This is a genomic window from Cytobacillus sp. SAFR-174 (assembly GCF_051964675.1).
In the GTDB taxonomy this organism is placed as follows: domain Bacteria; phylum Bacillota; class Bacilli; order Bacillales; family Cytobacillaceae; genus Cytobacillus.
The window spans coordinates 112519-135353 of record NZ_JBQCMZ010000013.1; the positions used below are offsets into that span (position 1 = coordinate 112519).

General features: G+C 42.6%; 20 protein-coding genes. 5 read left to right on the forward strand and 15 right to left on the reverse strand.

Annotated features, from left to right (window positions below; all coding sequences use genetic code 11):
- Positions 1 to 11: 11 nt before the first annotated feature.
- Positions 12 to 1505, forward strand: a complete 1494-nt coding sequence (locus ACTHRG_RS14695) for a nitrate/nitrite transporter (RefSeq protein ID WP_440231470.1) — start codon at positions 12 to 14, stop codon at positions 1503 to 1505.
- A gap of 220 nt (positions 1506 to 1725) precedes the next feature.
- Here the strand turns inward: ACTHRG_RS14695 and ACTHRG_RS14700 are convergent, their stop codons facing one another.
- From ACTHRG_RS14700 to ACTHRG_RS14750, 11 genes are all read right to left on the reverse strand, one after another.
- Positions 1726 to 2496 (reverse strand): SDR family oxidoreductase, encoded by a 771-nt coding sequence (locus tag ACTHRG_RS14700; protein ID WP_286149056.1) that lies wholly within the window; start codon positions 2494 to 2496, stop codon positions 1726 to 1728.
- Positions 2497 to 2735: 239 nt separating this feature from the next.
- The gene (locus ACTHRG_RS14705; RefSeq protein WP_440231472.1) at positions 2736 to 3212 is read right to left on the reverse strand and encodes a hemerythrin domain-containing protein; all 477 of its coding nucleotides are present in this window, start codon (positions 3210 to 3212) and stop codon (positions 2736 to 2738) included.
- 70 nt (positions 3213 to 3282) lie between these two features.
- Positions 3283 to 3993, reverse strand: a complete 711-nt coding sequence (gene narI, locus ACTHRG_RS14710) for a respiratory nitrate reductase subunit gamma (protein ID WP_076261724.1) — start codon at positions 3991 to 3993, stop codon at positions 3283 to 3285.
- Positions 3990 to 4547, reverse strand: coding sequence for a nitrate reductase molybdenum cofactor assembly chaperone (narJ, locus tag ACTHRG_RS14715; RefSeq protein ID WP_440231474.1), 558 nt, complete (start codon positions 4545 to 4547; stop codon positions 3990 to 3992). Before narJ ends, narI begins: the two co-directional genes overlap by 4 nt.
- Positions 4522 to 6069, reverse strand: a complete 1548-nt coding sequence (gene narH, locus ACTHRG_RS14720) for a nitrate reductase subunit beta (protein WP_076261719.1) — start codon at positions 6067 to 6069, stop codon at positions 4522 to 4524. Before narH ends, narJ begins: the two co-directional genes overlap by 26 nt.
- Positions 6059 to 9742 (reverse strand): nitrate reductase subunit alpha, encoded by a 3684-nt coding sequence (locus tag ACTHRG_RS14725; protein ID WP_440231475.1) that lies wholly within the window; start codon positions 9740 to 9742, stop codon positions 6059 to 6061. The genes narH and ACTHRG_RS14725 overlap by 11 nt, the downstream gene beginning before the upstream one ends.
- A 211-nt stretch (positions 9743 to 9953) precedes the next feature.
- Positions 9954 to 10454 carry an RNA polymerase sigma factor gene (locus ACTHRG_RS14730; RefSeq protein ID WP_440231476.1) on the reverse strand — a complete coding sequence of 167 codons (501 nt, stop codon included), beginning with the start codon at positions 10452 to 10454 and terminating at the stop codon, positions 9954 to 9956.
- Between the two features lie 15 nt (positions 10455 to 10469).
- Positions 10470 to 12689: a sensor histidine kinase gene (locus tag ACTHRG_RS14735; protein WP_440231477.1), complete on the reverse strand. Its 2220-nt coding sequence runs from the start codon at positions 12687 to 12689 to the stop codon at positions 10470 to 10472.
- A complete protein-coding gene (locus ACTHRG_RS14740) occupies positions 12667 to 13359 on the reverse strand; it encodes a response regulator transcription factor (protein ID WP_076261709.1) in 693 nt (230 codons plus the stop codon). Before ACTHRG_RS14740 ends, ACTHRG_RS14735 begins: the two co-directional genes overlap by 23 nt.
- Before the next feature lie 242 nt (positions 13360 to 13601).
- The gene (gene dnaN / locus ACTHRG_RS14745) at positions 13602 to 14729 is read right to left on the reverse strand and encodes a DNA polymerase III subunit beta (RefSeq protein WP_440231479.1); all 1128 of its coding nucleotides are present in this window, start codon (positions 14727 to 14729) and stop codon (positions 13602 to 13604) included.
- A gap of 69 nt (positions 14730 to 14798) precedes the next feature.
- On the reverse strand, positions 14799 to 15254 hold the full coding sequence (locus ACTHRG_RS14750; protein WP_440231480.1) for an NUDIX hydrolase: 456 nt from the start codon (positions 15252 to 15254) through the stop codon (positions 14799 to 14801).
- Positions 15255 to 15442: 188 nt separating this feature from the next.
- On the opposite strand from ACTHRG_RS14750, the gene ACTHRG_RS14755 reads away from it, so the two are divergent.
- Positions 15443 to 15703, forward strand: a complete 261-nt coding sequence (locus tag ACTHRG_RS14755; protein ID WP_440231481.1) for a hypothetical protein — start codon at positions 15443 to 15445, stop codon at positions 15701 to 15703.
- Between the two features lie 37 nt (positions 15704 to 15740).
- Here the strand turns inward: ACTHRG_RS14755 and ACTHRG_RS14760 are convergent, their stop codons facing one another.
- Positions 15741 to 16529 carry an aminoglycoside adenylyltransferase domain-containing protein gene (locus ACTHRG_RS14760; protein WP_440231482.1) on the reverse strand — a complete coding sequence of 263 codons (789 nt, stop codon included), beginning with the start codon at positions 16527 to 16529 and terminating at the stop codon, positions 15741 to 15743.
- A gap of 160 nt (positions 16530 to 16689) precedes the next feature.
- Between ACTHRG_RS14760 and ACTHRG_RS14765 the strand changes: the two genes are divergently transcribed.
- Both ACTHRG_RS14765 and ACTHRG_RS14770 read left to right on the forward strand, forming a co-directional pair.
- On the forward strand, positions 16690 to 17619 hold the full coding sequence (locus ACTHRG_RS14765; protein ID WP_440231483.1) for an ABC transporter ATP-binding protein: 930 nt from the start codon (positions 16690 to 16692) through the stop codon (positions 17617 to 17619).
- Entirely contained in the window at positions 17579 to 18739 is a 1161-nt protein-coding gene (locus ACTHRG_RS14770; RefSeq protein ID WP_440231484.1) for an ABC transporter permease, read from the forward strand. Before ACTHRG_RS14765 ends, ACTHRG_RS14770 begins: the two co-directional genes overlap by 41 nt.
- Positions 18740 to 18822: 83 nt before the next feature.
- Here ACTHRG_RS14770 and ACTHRG_RS14775 read toward each other — a convergent pair whose 3' ends face one another.
- Together ACTHRG_RS14775 and ACTHRG_RS14780 are read right to left on the reverse strand one after the other, a co-directional pair.
- The gene (locus ACTHRG_RS14775; protein ID WP_440231486.1) at positions 18823 to 19833 is read right to left on the reverse strand and encodes a DUF3231 family protein; all 1011 of its coding nucleotides are present in this window, start codon (positions 19831 to 19833) and stop codon (positions 18823 to 18825) included.
- 140 nt (positions 19834 to 19973) lie between these two features.
- Positions 19974 to 21140, reverse strand: a complete 1167-nt coding sequence (locus ACTHRG_RS14780; protein WP_440231487.1) for a TraB/GumN family protein — start codon at positions 21138 to 21140, stop codon at positions 19974 to 19976.
- Between the two features lie 171 nt (positions 21141 to 21311).
- Here ACTHRG_RS14780 and ACTHRG_RS14785 point away from each other — a divergent pair, with 171 nt between their 5' ends.
- Positions 21312 to 21938 (forward strand): metal-dependent hydrolase, encoded by a 627-nt coding sequence (locus tag ACTHRG_RS14785; protein ID WP_440231488.1) that lies wholly within the window; start codon positions 21312 to 21314, stop codon positions 21936 to 21938.
- Between the two features lie 29 nt (positions 21939 to 21967).
- On the opposite strand, the gene ACTHRG_RS14790 is transcribed toward ACTHRG_RS14785, so the two are convergent.
- Positions 21968 to 22411, reverse strand: coding sequence for an AraC family transcriptional regulator (locus ACTHRG_RS14790; protein WP_394579089.1), 444 nt, complete (start codon positions 22409 to 22411; stop codon positions 21968 to 21970).
- Positions 22412 to 22835: the final 424 nt, after the last annotated feature.

Genomic DNA, 22835 nt, shown 5'->3' on the forward strand with positions numbered 1-22835 from the left:
AGGAGAGCGTTATGCAAAAAGGAAGCTTTCAATTAGTTCTGCAGACAGGAAGTTTGGTTGTCGGCTTCATGGTGTGGGTCATTCTTTCCTCACTGATGCCCTATATCCAGTCCGATATTGCCCTCAATCCGGGAGAGGTGGCGTTAGTCACGGCCATACCTGTCATATTGGGGTCTTTATTAAGAGTCCCAATTGGCTACTGGACCAACCGTTATGGTGCAAGGCCTATTTTCACCGTAAGCTTCATTGTCCTGATTCTGCCTGTGTTTGTGATCAGTTCAGCAGGTACGATGATGACCCTCATCCTCGGAGGGCTTTTACTGGGGATTGGCGGAGCAGTATTCTCTGTTGGTGTTACCTCCTTGCCGAAATACTATCCAAAAGAACGGCACGGTTTTGTAAATGGCATTTACGGAGCCGGCAACATCGGTACTGCAGTAACCGCCTTCTTGGCGCCGGTACTGGCAAACAGCTTTGGCTGGCGAATTACGGTGCAGTTCTTTATCATTCTTTTAGCACTCATTGCGGTATTAAATTTCTTGCTTGGTGACCGTAAGGAAAAGAAAGTCCAGGTGTCTCTCGGGGAGCAGATTAGAAGTGTTTACCGCAATCCTAAATTATGGCTGTTAAGTTTGTTTTATTTCATCACGTTTGGATCCTTCGTAGCCTTTACCATTTATTTGCCCAATTTCCTTGTAAATCACTTTGGACTGGATAAAGTGGATGCAGGACTTCGGACGGCCGGCTTTATTGCCATCGCTACCTTTTTGCGCCCTGCCGGCGGTTGGCTTGGGGATAAATTCAATTCCTTTGTCATTTTGATGCTTGTATTCTCAGGGCTGACATTCGGCGGATTTCTCTTATCCTTCACGCCATCACTTCCGATCTACACAGTTGGATGTCTCGGTGTAGCCATTTGTGCAGGAATTGGAAATGGAACCATATTTAAACTTGTACCTATGTATTTTTCCAAACAAGCCGGGATTGTCAATGGGATAGTCGCTGCTATGGGGGGACTTGGCGGATTTTTCCCGCCGATTATTTTAACCATTCAGTTCGATTGGACCGGTCATTATGCCATCGGTTTTATGGCATTATCCGAATTTGCCCTCGCAAGCTTAATTCTGGTCGTTTGGCTTTACTACCAGGATAAGCTCAGCTTATCGAAACAGGTGCTTGAAAGTACAGAGTCCGGCATGATGATTACCGATTTAAAAGGAATTATTAAACAAGTAAATCCAGCCTTCACAAAGGTTACTGGATTTACACCGGAAGAAGCGGTCGGCAAAACACCTGCAATCCTTCAGTCAGGAAAACATACAAAAGAGTTTTATAAGCAGATGTGGGTGGAAATTGAGACGAAAGGATATTGGCAGGGTGAAATCTGGAACAAAAAGAAGAACGGCGAGATCTTTCCAGAGTGGCTAACCATCAGTACCATCAAAAATGATGCAGACGAACCGAAGCTGCATGTGGCCATGTTCAGCGATATCTCCAAAAAGTAAAAAACACCTTCCCCCAGGTAACGGGTTCAGTTACCTGTCAAAAGTTCGGCTGCAAATTACGGTACATTTTAACCGGCAATTTTGCTAACAGAAAGATAATTTGGAGAATGAAAAAAAATCGCTTAACAGTTGCGTTAAGCGATTTTTATTTATGAACGAAATACAATTTCCACAATCCTTATTAGGAAATAAAGAAGGCCCCCTCAGCAGCCTGAATACCTCATTCGATCTTATTACTTAGATATTCCCCGAAGGTGATTTTCCCCATTTTTCGAAAAGAATTTGTATTTTTCCCCTCTGAGATAGATTTGTACAGTTTTCCTGGAAAAGAAATGCTTAAAACTTTATTTGACTCCTTATTTTTTTGGATTTTCAGTTCAGCCATTTCTTTTAATGTCATAATATCTGGTCCACAAAAATCATCCGCTCTTCCTTGTGGATCTTTCTCCACTAAACCTATTAGATGACTGGCAAATTCACTAACATCAACACTTTGAAATTTAAAGTTTCCAGGGACAATATATCTTTTAAAGAGTGGTTTTGATATAAATAAATTTTCGACAAAATTGTGGAACTGAGTGGCACGTACAATTGTGTGTGGGATAGAACAATTATTTAACAACTCTTCTGCTTCATATTTGTGTTTATAATATTTAAATGGTATTTCATCTATCCCAACAATTGACGGATAAATAAAATGTTTTATGTGTTTCATTTTACCTAAAAACTCCTTAAACGCTAAAACCTCGACCATTTTTGAATTTTTCATCGGACTTGTTGCTGCGTGTATTATTACATCTACATCTTTTACTGCGGCATCTAATCCTTCACCAGACGATAAGTCGCTATAAACCCACTCGAAATGTCCTAATCCTTCAGGTTTTCTTCTAGAAGTTATTTTAACTTTATAATCAGAACCTTTTAGTTGCTTAACTAAAGTTGACCCTAGTTGTCCTGTTGAACCTGTAACCAATATCCTCAAAGTAAACACTCCCACTCTAATGAATTTCTCTTTATTGTCATATTCAGAAACTTGGTTCATAATTCAACAAAACTGATCCGTTAGTTTAATTAGAAATTCAACCAAAAGGAGCATAAATCCTTCTCTGTAATAATGGTTTATAAATGCCCCACAAAACAAAAAACCAAATTGCCGGTATAGCAATTTGGTCTGCAAAAATTGTGATAGGTATCCGAACCCGTTATCCTCCATAGGTGCTGTTTTCTACTTTACAGGCCAGAAGCAATTTCTTCATCATCTTCACGCAACTCTTGTAAATGGCCTTTATTATTCATTCCGAATAACACTCTTTCCTCTGTCTGATTGTGGATATCCACCAGCAGGAGAATGGTTTTAAAGCGGTCAATCACTTCTTCTGTTACTCCATCTCGCGGAATCCTTTCCTTCAGGTCAGAAACAAGCATTCTTAAGAGATCATGATCTCTGATCAGCTTAATGACTTCCTCCTTCAGGTCCGGTTTATCCTTCATAACCTCCTGATAAAACCCTTCCTCTTCGGAATCTGCATGGGCAATGGTTCTGGTCTCCCAATGCTCCACCAGTGCCTCGGCAGCAATCCCGCACTCCTTCTCTCTGCCTTCACGAGACAGTTTAACGAGCACTTCAGTGAGATCACGGCCTTCCGTATAATACCCATCATGAATGGATTGGTGTGAATAATGGTTTTTTAACGCTGGGCCAGCCAACAATCATTCCTCCTTGTAAAGGAAAAAGAAAGGCTGTATCACGATGAAGCCTTTCTGCTCCTTATTTCTTTTAGCGCTTAGTTACATTCTGATTTTTTGCAGGCGACATTTTCCGGTACACAAGATATCTCCTTTTCAGATAAGCCAAAGGCAGGCTCCACACATGAACCAGCCTTGTAAATGGCCAGATGGCAAATAGGACAAATGCCAGCAATACATGTGCCTGGAAGCCGATCGGCGCTCCGATCATATAAGCGGGATCTGGGTTAAAGGTTAAAAGCCCTCTAAACCATGGTCCAATGGTCACCCTGTAATCGAAATCCCCTCCAGATGCCGTGTATCCGACTGTGTTGGTAAAACCGACGATGACCACTATGCCAAGCATAACGAGTGATAGCCAGTCTTTGAATTGGCTGTTCATTTTAATTCGTTTTACGGATGCCCGTCTTGCAAATAGCAACGCCCCGCCGATCACGCAAATGACTCCTGCCGCTCCGCCAAACCAGACAGCGCCAAAATGATACATATGCTCCGTAATCCCCACAGTATCGTACAATACTTTAGGTATCAATACGCCTGCTACATGACCGAAAAACACGAAGATAATGCCCCAATGGAACAGAATGCTGCCCCATTTAAGCTTTTTCTTTTCCAGGAATTCACTTGATTTAGCCGACCAGCCAAACTGGTCGGTATTGTAACGGTAAATATGCCCGAGCACAAATATCGTCAGACAAATATAAGGGAAAATCACCCATAAAAACAGATCAAGACTGCTCATATGATTCTCCTTTCATCCGAGCTGCCAATTGCATCAGATGCGCGAAGCTGTTTGATGCAGTCGACACATGCCGCCAGCAGGAAGTGATAAGGACTGTTCAGGGCTTCAAGTTCCAAAGACAGGCGCTCAATTGACCGAAAGTGCAGCTTCAAAAGCTTAGCTGATTTCTCAGGTTCCGTTAGAGCCGCAAATTCCAAAATAAGCGGCAGATAGTCCGGAAGCTCATCGCTCTCGAGCTCTGCCCCCGCTTCCTTGAATTCCTGCCTCAATTTAACCAGCGCCGGACCTCTTTCCCGATTATCTTTAAACACGGAATAAGTCAGGTACAAGGTGCTCCTTTCATTAAAATCAAAGGTCAGCACATAATTTTGGCACAGATCCTCATAAGCAGTACGGTCCAGATAGTCCAAAAATTTCTTCAGGCTGACGGCGATTTGCTTATCATCCAGTGAGTCGGCTTCACTATGCAGGTCAGGCAAATAGTCTTTCCATTCACTGGATGGGTACTGAAGCAGGACAGATGCTAATTTATAGACCGCTTGGTTTTGATTCATCCAAATCACTCCAATATTCTTCGCCATAATAGTAAAGCGGATCTCTTTCGGAGCCGACACTGCAGGAGTTACAGTCTGTGGCCAAATCATCAAAGCCGACATTTCCTTGCATATTGTGCATATCACCGGTTCTTTCTTTATGGGAAGCAGGGATCACATATCTGTCGGAATACTTGGCAATGGCTGAAAGCTCATACATATCCCGCACAATCTCTTCGGTCATTCCTGCCGCCTGCAGTACACTTGTATCCGGTTCTTTTCCCAGGTTCACCTGGCGCATATAGGTCCGCATCGCAACAAGCTTTTTAAGCACCGATTTAATCACTTCTGTATCACCCGCTGTGAACAAATTGGCTAAATACTCGATTGGGATTCTGAACTGATTAATCGTTGGGAAAATGATATTTGGATCCAGATCATCAATTTGCCCTCCGAATGCATTCACAAATGGGCTGAGCGGCGGAACATACCAGACCATCGGCAGCGTGCGATATTCAGGATGAAGCGGAAGAGCAATCCGCTGTTCCACTGCCATTTTATAAACCGGCGATCTTTGCGCGGCTTCAATCCAATCATCGGGAATGCCTTCTTTTTTCGCTTCCTTAATCACTTCCGGATCATGGGGATCCAGGAACATATCCAGCTGGGCTTCGTATAAATCTTTGTCATCAGGAACGGATGCCGCTTCCTTCACTTTATCGGCATCATATAGAACAATCCCAATATAGCGAAGCCTGCCAACACAGGTTTCCGAACATACAGTTGGCAGTCCCGCTTCAATTCTCGGGTAGCAGAATGTGCATTTTTCTGCTTTATGGGTCTTCCAGTTAAAATAAACTTTTTTATACGGGCATCCCGTCATACAGAACCGCCAGCTGCGGCATGCTTCCTGGTCCACAAGCACAATCCCGTCTTCCTCCCGTTTGTACATGGCTCCTGAAGGGCAGGAAGACACACAGGAAGGATTCATGCAGTGCTCGCAAATCCTCGGCAGATACATCATAAATGCCTGTTCAAATTCAAATTTAATCTGGTCATCCAGCCCGGCCATGTTCGGATCCTTCTTTCCGGTTACATGAACACCTGCGAGGTCATCCTCCCAGTTCGGACCCCATTGAATGTCCATATACTCGCCTGTCAGCTGGGATTTTGGCCTTGCTACCGGCTGGTGTTTTTTCTCAGGGCTCTGGATCAGATTTTCATAGTCATATGTCCAGGGCTCATAATAATCATCAATATCGGCAAGGTCAGGGTTATAAAAGATATTAAGCAGTTTATTGACACGGCCGCCTGCCTTCAATTCCAGCTTTCCATTTTTCAGCGCCCATCCGCCTTTTCTCAGCTCCTGGTTTTCCCATTCCTTCGGATAGCCGATGCCAGGCTTGGTCTCCACATTGTTCCACCATTGGTATTCAACACCCGGGCGGTTCGTCCAGGTGTTTTTACAGGTGACACTGCAGGTATGGCAGCCGATGCACTTATCAAGATTCATGACCATTCCGAACTGCGCTTTAATCTTCAAGCCAATCCACCTCATCCCTGTTCATTTTCCGGATAACCACTTTTTCATCTCTCTGGTTCCCAGTTGGTCCATAGTAATTAAATCCGTAGCTAAACTGGGCATAGCCGCCAATCATTTGAGTCGGCTTTACATGGATTCTTGTCGGGCTGTTAAAGGTGCCTCCGCGCTGTTTGGTGATTGGGGAACCAGGCACATTAATATGGCGTTCCTGAACATGATACATGAACACGATTCCCTTTGGCATTCGGTGGCTGACCACAGCTCTGGCCACGACGACACCGTTCCGGTTATACATCTCAATCCAGTCATTATCCTCAATGCCGACAGACGAAGCATCTTCATTATTGAGCCATACATGCGGCCCGCCGCGGAAAAGGGTCAGCATCGGGAGCGTATCTCCATAGGTGCTGTGATACGACCACTTGAAATGCGGTGTTAAATAGCTAAGGGTGATTTCATTTCCCTTGCCTGCAGGCTCATGATCTCCTTTGTAGAAAGCAAGCTTATGGAGTGGTGCCTTAAAGTTCGGAAGCTCTTCGCCAAACTCCAGCATTAAATCATGATCCATATAAATATGCTGTCTGCCTGTCAATGTCCTCCATGGCACCAGGCGCTCCACATTTGTGGTAAAAGGATTATACCGGCGGTTTCCGGTTTCCGTTCCGCTGAATACAGGTGATGAAATGACCTTCCTTGGCTGAGCAGTAATTTCTGCAAATGACACATGCTCTTCTGCCCGTTCTTCCGCCAAATCCTTCAGCTGTAATCCTGTTTTCTTTTCTAATGCCCCCCAGGCTTTCATCGCAAGCGAACCATTGGTTGTGCTGGACAATGTCAGAATCGTCTCAGCTGCATTCCGGTCCGTATACAGGCTTGGCAGGTCTTTGTAATCCTTTGTCTGTGAAGCGGTGCCAATCATGGCCTTAAGCTTTTCATATTCTTTGGCAGCATCCCAGCCAATTCCTTTTGAACCGATTGATTCTTTTACATTCGAACCGAGTGCGATGAACTTGTCGTACACCTTCGAAAGATCTCTTTCCACCAGATGAAGCCGCGGCATATTCACACCAGGTTTAGGCTCAACGTCTCCATTTTTCCAGTCCGGTATTTTCCCGTATGCCTGGGAGATTTCGTCCCTGGAATCATGTAAGAGCGGTGTTGCCACAAGATCGGTAATCGGCTCTTTAAAATATTTTCCTGCCATTTCAGAAAAACGCTTCGCCAGATTTTTAAATGCGTCCCAGTCCGATTTGGCTTCCCATGGAGGAGTAATCGCCGGATTGAAGGGATGGATAAAGGGGTGCATATCCGTGCTGGAAACATCATATTTTTCATACCAGGTCGCAGACGGCATGATAATATCAGAGTATAAGCCAGTTCCGCACATTCTAAAGTCATAGTCGATCATCAGATCAAGCTTGCCCTCAGGCACCTCCTGCACCCAGCTGATTTCATTGGTCAGGTCCTCCTCATTCTGCTCGCTCAAGTTTCCATGATGTGTACCCAGAAGATGCTTCAGGAAATATTCATGTCCCTTGGCAGAGCTTCCGATCAGGTTGGCCCGCCACACAAACAGGACCTTAGGAAAGTTTTTCGGATCCTCCGGATTTTCAATGGCAAACTTCAGCGTTCCTTCCTTCAGCTGTCTGACGACCGATTGAATGATTTCACCTTTGTCTGTCAGTCCAGTCTTTTCGGCAATTTTAATGGAATTTTCATTAAACTGCGGATAGGACGGAAGCCACCCGAGTCTTGCAGAAAGGACATTATAATCACCTGGATGCTTATAAGTCGGTTTGTTGACGAGCGGTGAAATTAATTCATCAGACATTTGATTGTCATAACGCCATTGCTCAGTTGCAAAATAGAAAAAGGAAGTCCCGTTCTGGAGCCTTGGCGGGCCGCCCCAGTCCCTGGCCATGGCAACGGTCTGCCAGCCTTCAAGCGGCCGGACTTTTTCCTGGCCTACGTAATGCGCCCATCCTCCTCCATTTACACCCTGGCAGCCAGTGAGAAGAACCATATTCAAAATGGCGCGGTAAATCATATCCGAATGGTACCAATGGTTAATTCCCGATCCCATGATAATCATGGACCTTCCCTTTGAATCGATAGCATTTTGAGCGAACTCTCTTGCAATCTGTGCACAATCCTTCCTGTTCACCCCTGTGATGCCTTCTTGCCATGAAGGTGTATAAGGCTTCGGATCATCGTAATCCTTCGGGTAATCTCCAGGCAAATCCCGATTCACACCGCAATTGGCCAGAAGCATATCAAAAACGGTTGTCACCACAAAGGTTTCCCCGTCCTTTTTAAACTTTTTAACAGGAATCCCACGCTTTAACACTTCTTTTTTCTCTGTCCCGAAGAACGGAAAGCCGGCCATTACGACTTCATCTTCCATTCCCTTAAGGGTAAGAACCGGGTCTATGCCATCCAGTTCATTATCACTGTCTTTTAAATGAAGATTCCAGCTCTGGTTATTTTCCCAGCGATGTCCTATGCTGCCATTAGGAACGGCAAACTCTTTTGTGTTCTTATCGAGCACAACGGTTTTCCATTCCCCGTTCTCTGTTTTTCTGCCAATATCTGATGCTCTTAAAAACTTATCTCCCTGATAAAAGTCACCATTTTTCTTTAACACAAGAAGATAAGGCAGATCTGTATATTGCTTAACATAGTTATTAAAATAGTCCACCTGCCGGTCAACATAGAACTCTTTCAAAATAACATGAGTCATCGCCATGGCGATGGCTCCGTCCATACCCGCCTGTACAGGCAGCCATTTATCGGCAAACTTAACGAATTCAGCATAGTCAGGACTTACAGCCACCACTTTAGTTCCCCGATAGCGGGCTTCCACCATGAAGTGCGAATCCGGAGTCCGTGTCTGCGGCAGATTGGAGCCCCAAACCATTAAATAGCTGGAATTATACCAATCCGAGCTCTCCGGCACATCGGTCTGTTCCCCCCAGATCTGCGGAGAAGCAGGAGGCAAATCTGCATACCAATCATAAAAGCTTAAGAGAGAGGCCCCAATCAGATTCAAAAATCTCGCACCGCCCGCATAACTGACCATTGACATGGCCGGAATCGGCGAGAAGCCAAAAATCCGATCAGGTCCAAACTCTTCGATTGTATGAATCAGTGAGGCCGAAATCAGTGTGTTCAACTCGTCCCAGCTTGAGCGGACAAAACCGCCTTTTCCCCTCGCTGTTTTATATCTGGCAGACTTATCAGGATCATTTACAATGCTTTTCCAGGCTTCAACCGGATCTTTATGCTCTTTATAAGCCTCTCTCCACAGCTCAATCAATGCGCTGCGCACATATGGATAACGAATCCGAATGGGACTGTATGTATACCATGAAAACGTTGCACCTCTTGGACATCCCCTCGGTTCATACTCCGGCATATCAGGCCCTGTGGTAGGATAGTCAGTCTGCTGGGTCTCCCATGTGATAATTCCGTCCTTGACATGAACCTTCCAGCTGCAGGACCCCGTGCAGTTTACACCATGGGTTGTTCTCACTACCTTATCGTGCTGCCAGCGCCTCCTATAAATTTTCTCAGTTTCCCGGTCATAAGGTGAAACAGTGGCATGATCTGTTATGTCCTCCGATTTTCCAAAGTAACGCAATTTCCTCAAAAACGGCGGTATCTTTTTAGTCAAATTGAATCATCCCTTCCTTTCAGAACGTTACTATTGTTTACAAAATTAGGGGAAGTTATCCTATTTGGTGTAATTATGGAAAATAGTAGACTCTGGTTGGCGAATACCCTGTTATACATAGTTTAAACATTATTTTCTCAATTATTCGAATAGTTTAAAAATAAAAAAGAGAGCAGACCCGTAAGAAAACTTGGTCAACTCTCTCTTTCAATTAAGCTCCTAATCCCGTCAAAGCTCTCATCTGTTTTCTTGCCCTGAAAATTCTGGTTTTAACAGTTGAAGGCTTTAAATTTAGAACATTGGCAATTTCCTGCTCTTTTAATCCTCCATCAACCTTGAGCAAAAGCACTTCCTGGTAGTTCGATGCAAGCTGTCTGATGGCTGACTTGATTTCCTTAAGCGCAAAACATGATTCCACTTCCTGTTCGACATCTTGCTTTGTAATGAGGCAGAAGCTTTCAAGAGTGTCCTGCTCCATCGGCACTGCAGCCTTTCGCTTTTCCCGCCGAATCATATCCAGTGCGGTTCTTCTGGCAATGACAGACAGCCAAGCCCCCGCTTTTTCTTCATCTATAATTGTTTCCGCCTTCTTCATAGCTTTAATAAATGTTTCCTGAACGATATCTTCTGCAAGATATGCGTCTCTTGTCATCGAAAAGCATATATGATATAGCCGTTTATAATGGCAGGAATACAGCTCTGCAATATCCATAATTCCCCTCTTCCCTTACTCCTCTAATTTCAGCGAAATGCTCACCTTGAACAAATCACCATCTGTATCTATTTCGAGATTCCCTTCATGAAGGTCAATGATCGATTTGGCAATGGCGAGACCCAGACCTGAACCATCTGTATGCCTTGATTTATCTCCCCGCTTAAATCGCTCATACAATTCTTCACTCTGGTCATCGAGCTCGTATTTGGAAACATTTTTAAACGTAATGACTGCCTGGCCTTTGACTTTTGCAAGGGCAATATAGACCCGTGAATGTTCCAATGAATATTTAAGGATATTGCCTATTAAATTATCAAACACGCGCCAGAGCTTTTGGCCATCCACATTGGCGATTGCCGGATGATCAGGCTTGGTGACGCGGAACTGCAGATTCGATTCCCTCATTGCATTATCATGCTCTGCAAGTGCCTGCTGCAGCAGCTGGACCAGATCCACTCTTTCCTTTCGAAGTTCAATATTGCCTGTTGCCATCTTGGAGACCTCGAATAAATCATCAATCAAAACTTTTAACCGTTTAGATTTCCGGTCAATGATTTCAAGGTAGGCTGAGCGATCGTCTTCTGATACCTCGCCTGACTTCAGCAGCTCCGTGTACGTAATAATGGATGTCAAAGGTGTCCTTAAATCATGGCTGACGTTTGTTATCAGTTCCGTTTTAAGCCTTTCGCTTTTTGCCTGTTCGCTAAGGGACGTTTTTACGCCCTGCTTCAATACATTCATGTTTCCTGCGAGTGAAGCCAGGACGCCTTTTCCTTTAACCGGCAAGTCCTGTCCCATTTGGCCTGAAGCCAATTCATCTGAAGTCTCAACAATACGGTTGAAATATCCAACGCGTTTGACCAGGCCCATAACAAGAGGAATACCTGCAAAAGCTAAAACCAGTACATAAAACAGGATAAACAGCGGGTGGAAGAACATGATAATGGAACCCATTCCCATTCCAAAGATGATTAATAGAACAACAAACAGCTGCGTTCCTGTGCTCCGGTTTAAAAAAGCTTCCTGGAGGCTGGTTTTTAAACCGCTGGCCGCCCTATACATCAGACTTTTTTTCAAGACTGATTTTGCGTTTTCCAAGTCCTTAAATTCACTTGCAATATATTTGAACTGAACAATTGTCAGTCCGCAAAGAACCGATGCTCCAAGGAGAACAATAATCAATTCAATTACACGCGAGAGGATGTTGTAGCTGTCTATAAGAAAATCGTTTACCAGAAAAAGTGCTAAAATGCCGCCCATTGCTGATAAACCTAAGAAGGTGATCCGTAAATCAATAGGCATCTTATTGTATAAAGGCTCCCACCTTTTGATTTCAGCTGACAGGGCCTTTGACTTTCTGCCGGCAATCAATGCAGCGATAACGGCTAAAACCGCTGAACCGCCATAAATTAATAAAACAATTTGTTTTTGTTTGAAATGATTATTCTGGTCAATGAACATATTTGATTCAGGAAGGTTTTTAGCAAGGCCTATTTGTCCCTTAAAGTAGCCAGATTGCGATTCAACCAGTGTCTGATCGAACTCCTCATACCCCCCCATAATAAAATGAAGGAAATAATTTTTATCCATCGTATAATCGGTATGAAAGAGCATTTCTTTTTCCATGACTTCATCCGGAGATTCATTTTTGGCTAAAGTTAAATTGGTATATACTTCACCAGTCGCGGTGTCCTTGAAATAATAGGTAAATGAATCCTTATAGTAATCGTACTGATCCCGAAGCTGCTCTTTCTCTTTATAAAATTCTTCTAATTTCACTTCTTTTTCTTTAACCACTTTGGTGCGTACATATTCATCACTTTCAAAGTTTTTCGTGACATCTTCAATTTTTTTATACATTTGATCTTTTAAAGATTGTGCTATTTCACTGCTGTTCACCGCTTTTGCTTCTTCAATCCTGGGCTCATATTGGTTCTTTATATTATCAATTTGTTCAGGAAGTGTTCCATAACGATAGCGATGTTCATTTATTTCCTCTTCTGTCACGTCTATAGCTTCTTTGGCTTTTTCTATGGTTACGTTATTCAGTTCAAACAATTCCAGATAGCCGGCATATTGATCCATTTCACTTGCGAACTCTGCTGTGTGGAAGTAATCCGGATTTGCATATTCCCTGCCATTAATCAGAACTGACAAAACGCCGCTAGCTCCGAAAGCGAATAAAACCATAATCATCATAATGATGAATCTATTTTTCCATCTTGTATCCAATTCCCCATACCACCTTTAAATATCTCGGATTTTTCGGATCAATTTCAATCTTTTCACGGATTTTCCGAATATGTACCGCCACTGTATTTTCTGCGTTATAGCAAGGTTCGTTCCATACCCGTTCATAAATTTCATCTATGGAAAAAACGCGACCGGCATTTGTCATTAAAAGCTCCACAATTTTATACTCGATTGGAGTCAATTTCACCGGCTCTCCATTAACAGTCACTGCTTTTGCTTCCTTATCAAGCATAAGGCCGTTCAGATCAATGACCTTTTTAACTCCTTCAAATGTTCCGAATGTCACATATCTTCTCAGCTGCGATTTCACGCGGGCAACCAGTTCCATCGGATTAAAGGGCTTGGTCACATAATCATCAGCCCCAACCTGCAGCCCGAGGATTTTATCGGTATCCTCTGTCTTGGCACTCAGGATGATAATCGGGATGTTTTTCTTCTCGCGAATTTTATATGTAGCCGAAATGCCATCCAGCCTTGGCATCATGACATCCAAAATGATGAGATGCACCTGGTGCTCATTCAAAATCTCCAGAGCTTCGATTCCATCCTTTGCTTTTAAAACGGTGATGCCTTCATTTTTGAGATAAATTTCTATGGCGTCCCTGATCTCTTTTTCGTCATCTACGACAAGTACATTATAGTTATCCATAATCCCCCTGCTTTCACGGTGCTCGTTTTCATATTTTTATACTAAACGTAAAATCTTAACATTAATGTAATAGAAATCTTAAGAATTTCTTAAGATTGGTTGTGTGTTTCTTAAGTTTTCACCCTTACTATTTTATAGTGGGTGGAAATGGAAATATAGACTTGTAATTGCAAGACACAAAAAAGCACCCTCCGCCAGCTGTTATTGCTGATGGAAGGTGCATCGAGTATAAAATTCAACTTTTAAAAGGAGCGGACAGGCGATACCAGCTGAATATAAGACTCTCCGCTGACAGGCTTGATTATGATTGGTCTCATTGAACCGCTGAAGCTTAAAAGAACATGTTCTTCCTGTATAGCTTTTAAGGCATCCATTAAAAAGTTCCCATCTACTGAAATTGATAGTTCTTGTACGCCAGTGATTTCTAATAGTTGCTGTGTTTCTTCGATTTTTCCGATGGCAGAGGAAACAGAGGATATTTTCAATGGTCCTTCTTTTATCTCCAAAAGGACATTATTGTTTTTCCAGTCATGGGCAAACAGGCAGGCGCGGTCAATACCCTTTAATAGTTTCTTTGCATCAAGTTTTATGACTGTTTTCGCTTCCTTCGGGATAAGTACAGTCACATCCGGATACTTGCCTTCAATAAGCCGCGAACAGAGCATAGTTGATTTTGTTTTGAAAACTAAATAGCTCTCTGATGAAAAGATTTGTACTTTACTTTCTTCCTGATGAGCCAATAGCTTTAAAAGCTCCTTAAGGCTGGAGCCTGGAACAATGAAAGAGCCGTTAAATACAGAAAGGATCTTTATCTCCAGAAATGCTAATCGAAGTGAGTCAGTTGCGGCACATGAAAAGCTGTTTCCGTTAAAATTCATATGCACACCGGTAAGAGCCGGCCTTGTATCATTTTTTGAAACAGCAAACACGGTCTGCTTTATCATTTCTATTAATTTTGCAGAAGAAACTTCAATTCCTTGAGAATTTTCAAATTCGGGAAGTGCTGGATACTCTTTAGCAGGAAACCCATTTAATGAAGTAAGGATTTCGTCTGACAGTACTGTCATGCTATTCTTTTCATCCACTTTGATATGTATGTCACCCGGCAGCTTTTTTATGAGCTCTGTCAGGTATCTGGATACTACTACAACACTTCCAGTCTCTGCAATTTCAAGTCCGGCTCCTTCATCGGATGCAGGGATGACCTTTTCAATCACAATATCAGAGTTGCTTCCGGTGAGTATTAAATGATCCTCACATGCAGTCAGCTTTATCCCTGTTAAAATAGGGAAAGGTGTCTTAGCTGAAACTGCACTGCTTACTTCCCCAATTGCTTTATGAAAATATTCATTCTTAATATTAAACTCCATTCATACCCCGCCTATTTTATTTGATAGGGTATCCTTTCGACAAAATTCCTGAAAACCCCTTTCACTTTGTCAGCTTAACTTTGTTTGAAACAGTTCGAGGGGATAAAGCTGATCAGCTTTTACGGCATCAAGGATTTGCCTGATGACTTTGGCATCACGGAGTTCCTCGTCCTTAAAGCTTTTAAAGTTTGATAGATTCACCCACTTGCTATCGACTATTTCTTCTTCCTGAAGGCTCAAAAAGCCCCCTGTTATTTGACCAATAAAATGAAATAAGATGACCTGATGGTCCGTACTGCTGATAAAGTTATAGATTCCAGTTGTATGAGTCAGCAAAACATCCAGCCCTGTTTCTTCTTTAACTTCCCTGCAGGCAGCCTCAAGGATATCTTCTCCTTTTTCAACATGACCGGACGGGAAATTCCATTTATTCTTTACTGTGGCTTTATTCTCTTTGATCATCAGCACTTTGCCTTCTTGTATAATTGATGTACTGGCAACAAGGACGATTTCGTTCTGTGTCATTTTTTCACTACTTTCTTATTTGTCATATTGACTTTCCTTACTGTAATGTTTATTCTTTCTGCAAATGGAAATTATTCTTAATATCCTATTATGAAGGAGTGAATTCATGTCCAGAAATAAATATAAAGAAAAGGGCAATGAGCGCCGTAAACAAGCTAAAATCAAACCTTAAAGGGAAGCTTTATGAAATGGCAGACATTCCTTCCGTGTCTGTTAAGCAGCTTTCAGAATTCATCAAGCAGCATCCCGATACGCAAATAACAAAGAAAGAGCTCCTTGGAAACACCTACACTTTCTACCGTCTAAATGCGAATGATGACTTCCTGTATATGGAGACAATTAATCAACGAATTCTTCAATTGGATGGATCCTCACATGGAAAGAGATTTGTTTCTTATCGATCATACCGGGATTCCCATAATTTGAATACTCCAATGAGGTTAACATAACGGCCTTCAGTCAAGTGAGCTTCACATCATGGGAAGCTCACCTATTTTTGATTGCTGCTGATTGGTTTATAAGATATTTTGACAGTTTAATAGACTCTTCCATTCGTTCAAGCTTTCCTGCATAATGTCTATCTTTTTTACCACTGCGAATAGTGGTGGCATCGAGTATGATGGGGTGCCATTCTTCCGGCAAATGCTTTAGGGAGTACTCCCCGGCCCCTTGCTTAGAGATAATATCCTTCTCCCTCAATGTGTAAAACTGGCGCAATAAACCGAGCACCGTCCATTCAATTTCTTTATCAGCCTCAGATTCAGCTACTCGTGCAATTTCATCAATCGATTTCTCGATTTTCCGGATTCGATTTGCCCAATATGTATTCATATTTTCGTAAGTGTATGAAACCAAATCATTGTCATTTATCTCTATAACCGGAAGGTCTCCATAAATGGTAATTCCCTTCTTATTTAAAAGCCACCAGGTGACTGGATTCAGGAAATGCCCATACTTCATTTTGCCGTCATTATAAAAATTACAATCACCAAGTTTTCCGAGATCATTCTGAGTGATATAAACACCATCCATCTCAGGAGACTGATATTTTTCAGCTATTATTTTATGAATCTTCTCAGCCTTTTCCAATTCTGATTGGGTTAACCCTCTATGTGTAACCGCAATAAAATCAATATCGCTTGATCCTTCTACATAAGCATCCAGTACAAGCGATCCATGCAAATAAAGACCTGCAAGCTGATTAGGCATATATTCATTAAATAGTTTCATGTACTTATTCAGCAGATCATTAACTGCTATTGGAAGTTCTCTCATCTGCACTACTCCCCTGCCTTTTAAATCCATTTTTGATTGTCCCATATTTGTTAAGTTTACTAAAAAAGTGAATTTTTTCAATATTAGCAACGTATTAAATAGAAGGTTAGGATTTTTGCAGGATACTGACATCAACTTGTCATGAAAGCGGGGAAAATGAATGACTGTTTTAGAGGTAAGAAATCTACAAAAATCCTTTGGCTCCATCAAGGCTGTCCAGGATATCAGTTTCTCGGTTCATGCCGGTGAAGTTTTCACCATAATAGGGCCTAACGGAGCAGGCAAGACGACGACACTGGAAATGATTGAAGGTCTGGTTCCACCTGACAATGGCGCGATTTATTTTGGTGACCTTGATTGGAAAAAACATGCCGTCTCGATAAAAAAGAAGATTGGTGTACAGCCCCAGTCAAGTGCCATGTTTGATTTACTGACACCAGAAGAAAACCTTAACCTTTTTGCTTCCTTTTACGACCATGCCCGGCCAACGGAAGAGATTCTTGAAATTGTCAACCTGACAGAGCACCGCAAAAATCACGTTAAAAAACTTTCAGGCGGCCAGAGGCAAAGGCTCGCCATTGGGCTGGCCCTGATTAGTGACCCGCAGATCATTTTTCTGGATGAACCGACAACCGGCCTTGATCCCCAGGCCCGAAGAAATATATGGGATATTATTCTCCATCTAAAGGAATTAGGCAAAACAACTATTTTAACGACACATTACATGGAAGAAGCGGAAAAGCTAAGTGACCGGGTATGCATTGTGGACCAGGGGAATGTGATTACACTCGATACCCCTTCCGCACTCATTGAGAAGCTGACGGATGAGCGGGAAATAAGAATGAGCTTTCTTGATGGAGAAAAGGCAGCTGAGGACGCTGACAGGTTTTCAAAGGAGCTGGAATCTGTTTCCAAAACAGAACGGGAAGGGGCGGCTCTGAAAATATGGGCATCCAAACCGGAAGAAACCCTTTTGGACTTATTTAAATTTACTAAAGAAAACTCATACGGAGTGGAACAGGTCTCCATACGGGAAATGAGCCTGGAAGATGTGTTTATTGCATTTACCGGCAAAGAATGGAGGGATTAACATTAAATTTAATCAATTTAAAATGATGTTTCTGGCGCAGCTGAAATTAACTCTTCGTGAAAAACAGGCATGGTTCTGGGGCATCTTTTTCCCTGTTATTTTAATGGTCATCTTTATGGTCATTTTCAGCGGAAATTCAGATGAAGAGTTTAAAACAGAGGTTGCTATAGTGGATCCTAGCCCGAATCCAGCTTCCGAGATGATGTTATCTCAAATCAGTGGCCTTCCTGTTTTTGAGGTTAAGTCAGGAAAGCCGGTTACGAGGGATAAAGCGGAGGAATGGGTAAAAGATCAGGAAGTTGATGCAGCCATTATCCTGCCGGAGTCAGCGGAAGCATCCTCTGTGTTTCTGGTTATCAATAAAGAAAATGAACAGGGTGCAGCAGCCCAGGCGGTTTCCGGCATTCTGGATAAGTTTGTGCAGCAGGCTAATTTACTGGCTGCAGGTGCCTCTCCTAAATATGATCTGCAATTTGAATCGATTACATCAGGCACCAATGAATTGGATTATACCGATTTCCTTTTAACCGGAATGATTGCTTTATCCATTGCCCAGGGCGGCATGTTTGGCATGGTGGACCTGGTGGAAATGCGCAGAAAGGGATTAATTAAAAGACTGCGCATGACGCCGGCCAATATGGGGATATTCGGGTTAAGCGATATGGTTATGAGACTTTTGTTCAGCATTGTGCAGATCATCCTGCTGTCTTTAATAGGAGTGCTCTTGTTTGGTGCCAATCTTTATATAAACCCTTTTACCCTGATTATCGTATTTTTGATCGGCGCTTTATCCTTTAATGCTCTTGGCTACTTCTTCTCCTCCTTCAGCAAAACGACTGAGGCTTATATGGGCGTAGCGAATATCTGCAGTTTTCTCATGATGTTTTTAAGCGGCGTGTTTTTCCCTATTGAAACGATGCCTGAATGGATTCAGCCGATTTCGGCTGTTCTGCCGCTCACCTATTTTGCTGATGGTTTAAGAGAGAGCATGGTGTATGAAACCGGCTTAGCTACTGCGTCACTTTGGGCAGGAATTGCCGTGATGGTGATTTGGGGTGCGGTTACCTTCCTTCTGGGGTCAGTGCTTTATAAACGAAAGGCGATTGCTGCAGACAGATAAAAATGAAGGGCCCGGCTGCCTGGTATCAGGCGGCTGGACCACATTCAGAATCACACTGGGAGAAACATTTAATAACTTTTTCCTCACTTCTTCTTTGACAGATCTTCATGGTCAGTAGCCATAGGCGGCTTTTCAAACCATCCTTTTTCTATCATAAGATTCATCCCATCCTCTGCCAACAGTCCAATTTCGACTATCATGCGTGCATAGTCTGCTGAAATGTCCCTTCGCTGCGCCATGGACATCGCTTCCCCGTAATAGCCTATAGAAGCTGATAGAAGAGTTGAGATATGATACATCATAAGTTTATCAGAAAAGGGAGGAATCGTTGAATCCGTTATCTCTGCCTCAAATGTCCTGGGGATATTCAGATTTGACTGGGTTAATATCCCGGATAAAATTTCAAGATGTTTACGGCATAATTGTCTGCTTCTTTCCATATATTTTTGAACCTCTTTAGATTGCGCCACTTGTCCAAATCCAAGTTCTAAAACCATCTTCATCATTATTTTTTGCATATTCAGGTAGATCCCGCTGATTTCAATCGCATTAACAGGTCTCCGCTTCCCGAACCATCCAGTTAAGTAACTCTGTTTCCCTACAAAGTCAATTTCGTGCTGGTTGTTTAATATCGGCGGTTTGACCATTACCCCTTTCTCAATTAAAACATCAGCAGAACGATCAAATAATTCCATCGTTTCATCTATAACCTGCTTCATATACTTCCTAATGTCTGCCCGCGTAGCATTGCTTAAGGCACCTGCATATCTTGTCCCCCCATGTATTGCCATAATGTGTATGTACATCCCCATATAAATATCAGTAAATAATAACGGTGCATCCACATTAACATCTTTGTCAGTAAATCCAACAGGAATCGGCTGATTCTCTCTTGATAAAAATCCATTAATTTTCTTTATGTGGCTTTCAGATAATTTAAGGGCGTATTCAAGTACTTTGCGGATCTCTTTGTCCTTTACATGGTTTAAAAAATACCTCAGGATACAAACAGCAAGACTATCATTCACATATTGTGACCAAAGTGTTGCATGTTCAGCTGCAGTTAGCTTATCTTCATAATTTCCGCCAGGCATATCTTTCCCTCCTGCATTTTGTCTGATATATGGTTCCCCACCCATCGCAACTTTATTAAAAAGATTTCCTGGTTCATATTTAGTTTGATAAAAGTGATCAAAAAAGGTGAAACACCTGGGTTTCACCTTAAACTCGTCAATTATAAATTTTCAAAAAATACTCTGATTACATCGGCTCCCCCAATAAAGGTTCCCAGCGAGCTGCCCAGATTGGATAGGACAACAATCAGTAAAATTCTGCTCACTTTGTTTCTCCAGAATCCTTTAACACTAAATACATCTTCAGTCAAGGTCTCAAAATCTCTTACGTTGGGCCGTCTCACATAAGCTTGTGTCAGTCCGGCAAACCAGCCTGCCGCAAGAAGGGGATTCAGCGAAGTAATCGGTGCTGCAACAAAGGCAGTCAGAATCGTCAGCGGATGCCCCATTGCTATGGCAGCCCCCAGTGCTGACAATGACCCATTCCAGATTATCCAGCTGATCGTCTGCGCAAGACCCGCAGATGGATTTGCGAAGAAGGTATAGGCGATAATAGCTAAAATGAACACCGGAATACTCCAGCCAATGATCTTTGGAACATTGGATTTTGGAGGACGCTCAGTCAATTTGGCCATATCCTGTTCTTTTTTGATTTCCTCTTTGATCCCAGGTACATGTGCCGCCCCCAGCACCGCAACAATTTTTTCTCCTGGTGCATCTTTAATTTTCTGCGCGAGGTATTGATCCCGCTCGTCAATGAGTGGTTTTTTTAATCGCGGAAAACTATCGGTAAATTCATTTAGAATCGCATTTATTGTATCCTGATTCTTCATTTTTTCAAGTTCTTCTTCAGTTATGGTATCTTTACTGAAAATACTTGCTATTACCTGACTGAGAAGCAGTGATTTTCCTTTTAATCCAAGGTTGCCCCATATCCTTGCAAAGGTAATTTGTATATTGCGGTCAGCCAGAACGAGATTTGCCCCTGTTTCCTTGGCTGACTCAATCCCCTGGATCATTTCCTGGCCTGCCTTAATGCCAAATTGGTCAGCCATACGGTTTTGAAAGGAAGAAATCGCCAGATTCATTAAAAGCAGTGATGCTTTCTTTTCCTTGATCACCTGGATGATATCCATTTCTTTCCACTTGCTGCCTTCTGTAATCGACTGATATCTCTGTTCATCCAATTCGACACAAACAGAGTCAGGCTGTTCAGCCTCAATGACTTCCTTCACCTGTTCTGCACTGTGCTTTGACACGTGTGCTGTTCCGATCAGTATGTATTCCTTGCCGTCTAAATGAATCCTTGTTATGTTTTCCTCTGACATAAATACCTTCCTTAGATACAAATTCAATTATGTATGCTTTAGCTTTGTCCTCATTATATCATGAACTGCCGGGAGATTTTAATCTATTAAACGCCAAACAGAACAAATGTTTTGATATAATAAAAGAATGCATGAAAAAAATGCAAATTTGACATAAAGGTGGAAATAATATTGAATGGTACCGCTCATGCAGCAATTGGAGCAGCAGCAGGATACGTTGTAGCGAACACTGTTCATGCCAGCCCCTCCACAACCCTTTTATTAGTCGGTCTCGGGAGTGTTTCAGGATTAGTCCCTGATCTCGATATTGATGGGAAGCTTCGTGACCGGCTTACACTATCACATGAAGTCGTTCAGACCGTTGCCCAAATCATTGGAATTTTAATGATTATTTATAGTTTTTATGAGGGCTCCCCTAAAGAGAAATGGCTTGGAATGGCTATAGGAATCAGTATGAACGCCATTTCTGCGAAAATCAAACAAAAACACATGCTGACCATTACGGGAATTGGTGTCCTGGCAGGTGGCGTCATTCTGCAGGAACTTTGGCTCCTATTATTTGGGATTTATATATTGATAGCTTCCTTTGTTTCCCACCGCAGCTATACTCATTCCCTGCTGGGGGTTATTTTTTTCGCATTCATTTCTTCAAGACTTGAAATGTCCCTTGGCATAGAAGGAGTCTATTATACCTGCCTTGCCGGTTACATAAGCCATTTGATTGCCGATTTAAAAATCCTGCCCTTTAATAAGAAAGGGGTAAAGCTCTTTCTTCCCCTTTCATCGAAAGAGATTTAAGACAGCAGCCGCTCAAATTTCTGAGCGGTTTAATCTTTGATTGGAATAAAAACTTCTACCTCTTCCTCCTCATTTGGAGCCGGATAAAAAACTTCAATAATATAATGATCAAAAGACTGCTGACGGTTATTCTCACTGAGCCAACGGTTAAGCCGCGAATGCAAAGCGCCCATCTCAGCAGTCTTTCCTCTGATGGATGCATAAGTGTGCTCGGACTCTAAATACTCCATCCCATATGGCAGCGTTTCTGCTTTTTCATGAGCTAAATATCCGGTAAAAAAGGTTCCTTCCAAGTGGTCTTCCCCTCTCTTAGGTTCATAAAAGGCCACTTCTAAACCGCTGCTGTTTTGAACAAGATGTCCCTGCTTTAAAAAAGCCTGAGCTGCTTCAGGCACCAAATGGGCATAATCCTTAAATAAACCCCTGTTTCTTATGACAACTGCTTTGAATTCTTTTGATGCCACATTGCACATATTAGAAATCCCCCCAAACTTTTATTCATAAGAAATTCTCTAAGCGATGGGAAAATCCTCCTTTATTCTTTTGCATGAGAAAAGACGCGCCTTGCGGGACGCGTCTCTTAACTACACGAGTTCATTATTTTAGTCTGAGGCAATGGTATCTTCGTACTCAGCGAACTGGTCTTTTTGAGTCGGAACCTGGAGCAACTTTAGACTCTGCAACCAAGTTTTCCTAGTTTTGAGTCGGAACCCGGTGCAACTTCGGACTCTGCGGCCTGGTTTTTCTAGTTTTGAGTCGGAACCCGGTGCAACTTCGGACTCTGCGGCCTGGTTTTTCTGGTTTTGAGTCGGAACCCGGTGCAACTTCGGACTATGCGGCCTGGTTTTTCTGGTTTTGAGTCGGAACCCGGTGCAACTTTGGACTCTGCAACCAGGG

Excerpts from the sequence above, each read along its gene's own strand:
- ACTHRG_RS14770 (WP_440231484.1), top strand. The coding sequence starts at position 17,579 with ATGTGTTTATTGCATTTACCGGCAAAGAATGGAGGGATTAACATTAAA.
- ACTHRG_RS14730 (WP_440231476.1), bottom strand. The coding sequence starts at position 10,454 with ATGGATATTGCAGAGCTGTATTCCTGCCATTATAAACGGCTATATCAT.
- ACTHRG_RS14790 (WP_394579089.1), bottom strand. The coding sequence starts at position 22,411 with ATGTGCAATGTGGCATCAAAAGAATTCAAAGCAGTTGTCATAAGAAAC.
- narJ (WP_440231474.1), bottom strand. The coding sequence starts at position 4,547 with ATGAATCAAAACCAAGCGGTCTATAAATTAGCATCTGTCCTGCTTCAG.
- ACTHRG_RS14760 (WP_440231482.1), bottom strand. The coding sequence starts at position 16,529 with ATGAGAGAACTTCCAATAGCAGTTAATGATCTGCTGAATAAGTACATG.
- dnaN (WP_440231479.1), bottom strand. The coding sequence starts at position 14,729 with ATGGAGTTTAATATTAAGAATGAATATTTTCATAAAGCAATTGGGGAA.
- ACTHRG_RS14755 (WP_440231481.1), top strand. The coding sequence starts at position 15,443 with ATGGCAGACATTCCTTCCGTGTCTGTTAAGCAGCTTTCAGAATTCATC.
- ACTHRG_RS14765 (WP_440231483.1), top strand. The coding sequence starts at position 16,690 with ATGACTGTTTTAGAGGTAAGAAATCTACAAAAATCCTTTGGCTCCATC.
- ACTHRG_RS14750 (WP_440231480.1), bottom strand. The coding sequence starts at position 15,254 with ATGACACAGAACGAAATCGTCCTTGTTGCCAGTACATCAATTATACAA.
- ACTHRG_RS14775 (WP_440231486.1), bottom strand. The coding sequence starts at position 19,833 with ATGCCTGGCGGAAATTATGAAGATAAGCTAACTGCAGCTGAACATGCA.
- ACTHRG_RS14740 (WP_076261709.1), bottom strand. The coding sequence starts at position 13,359 with ATGGATAACTATAATGTACTTGTCGTAGATGACGAAAAAGAGATCAGG.
- ACTHRG_RS14780 (WP_440231487.1), bottom strand. The coding sequence starts at position 21,140 with ATGTCAGAGGAAAACATAACAAGGATTCATTTAGACGGCAAGGAATAC.
- ACTHRG_RS14695 (WP_440231470.1), top strand. The coding sequence starts at position 12 with ATGCAAAAAGGAAGCTTTCAATTAGTTCTGCAGACAGGAAGTTTGGTT.
- narI (WP_076261724.1), bottom strand. The coding sequence starts at position 3,993 with ATGAGCAGTCTTGATCTGTTTTTATGGGTGATTTTCCCTTATATTTGT.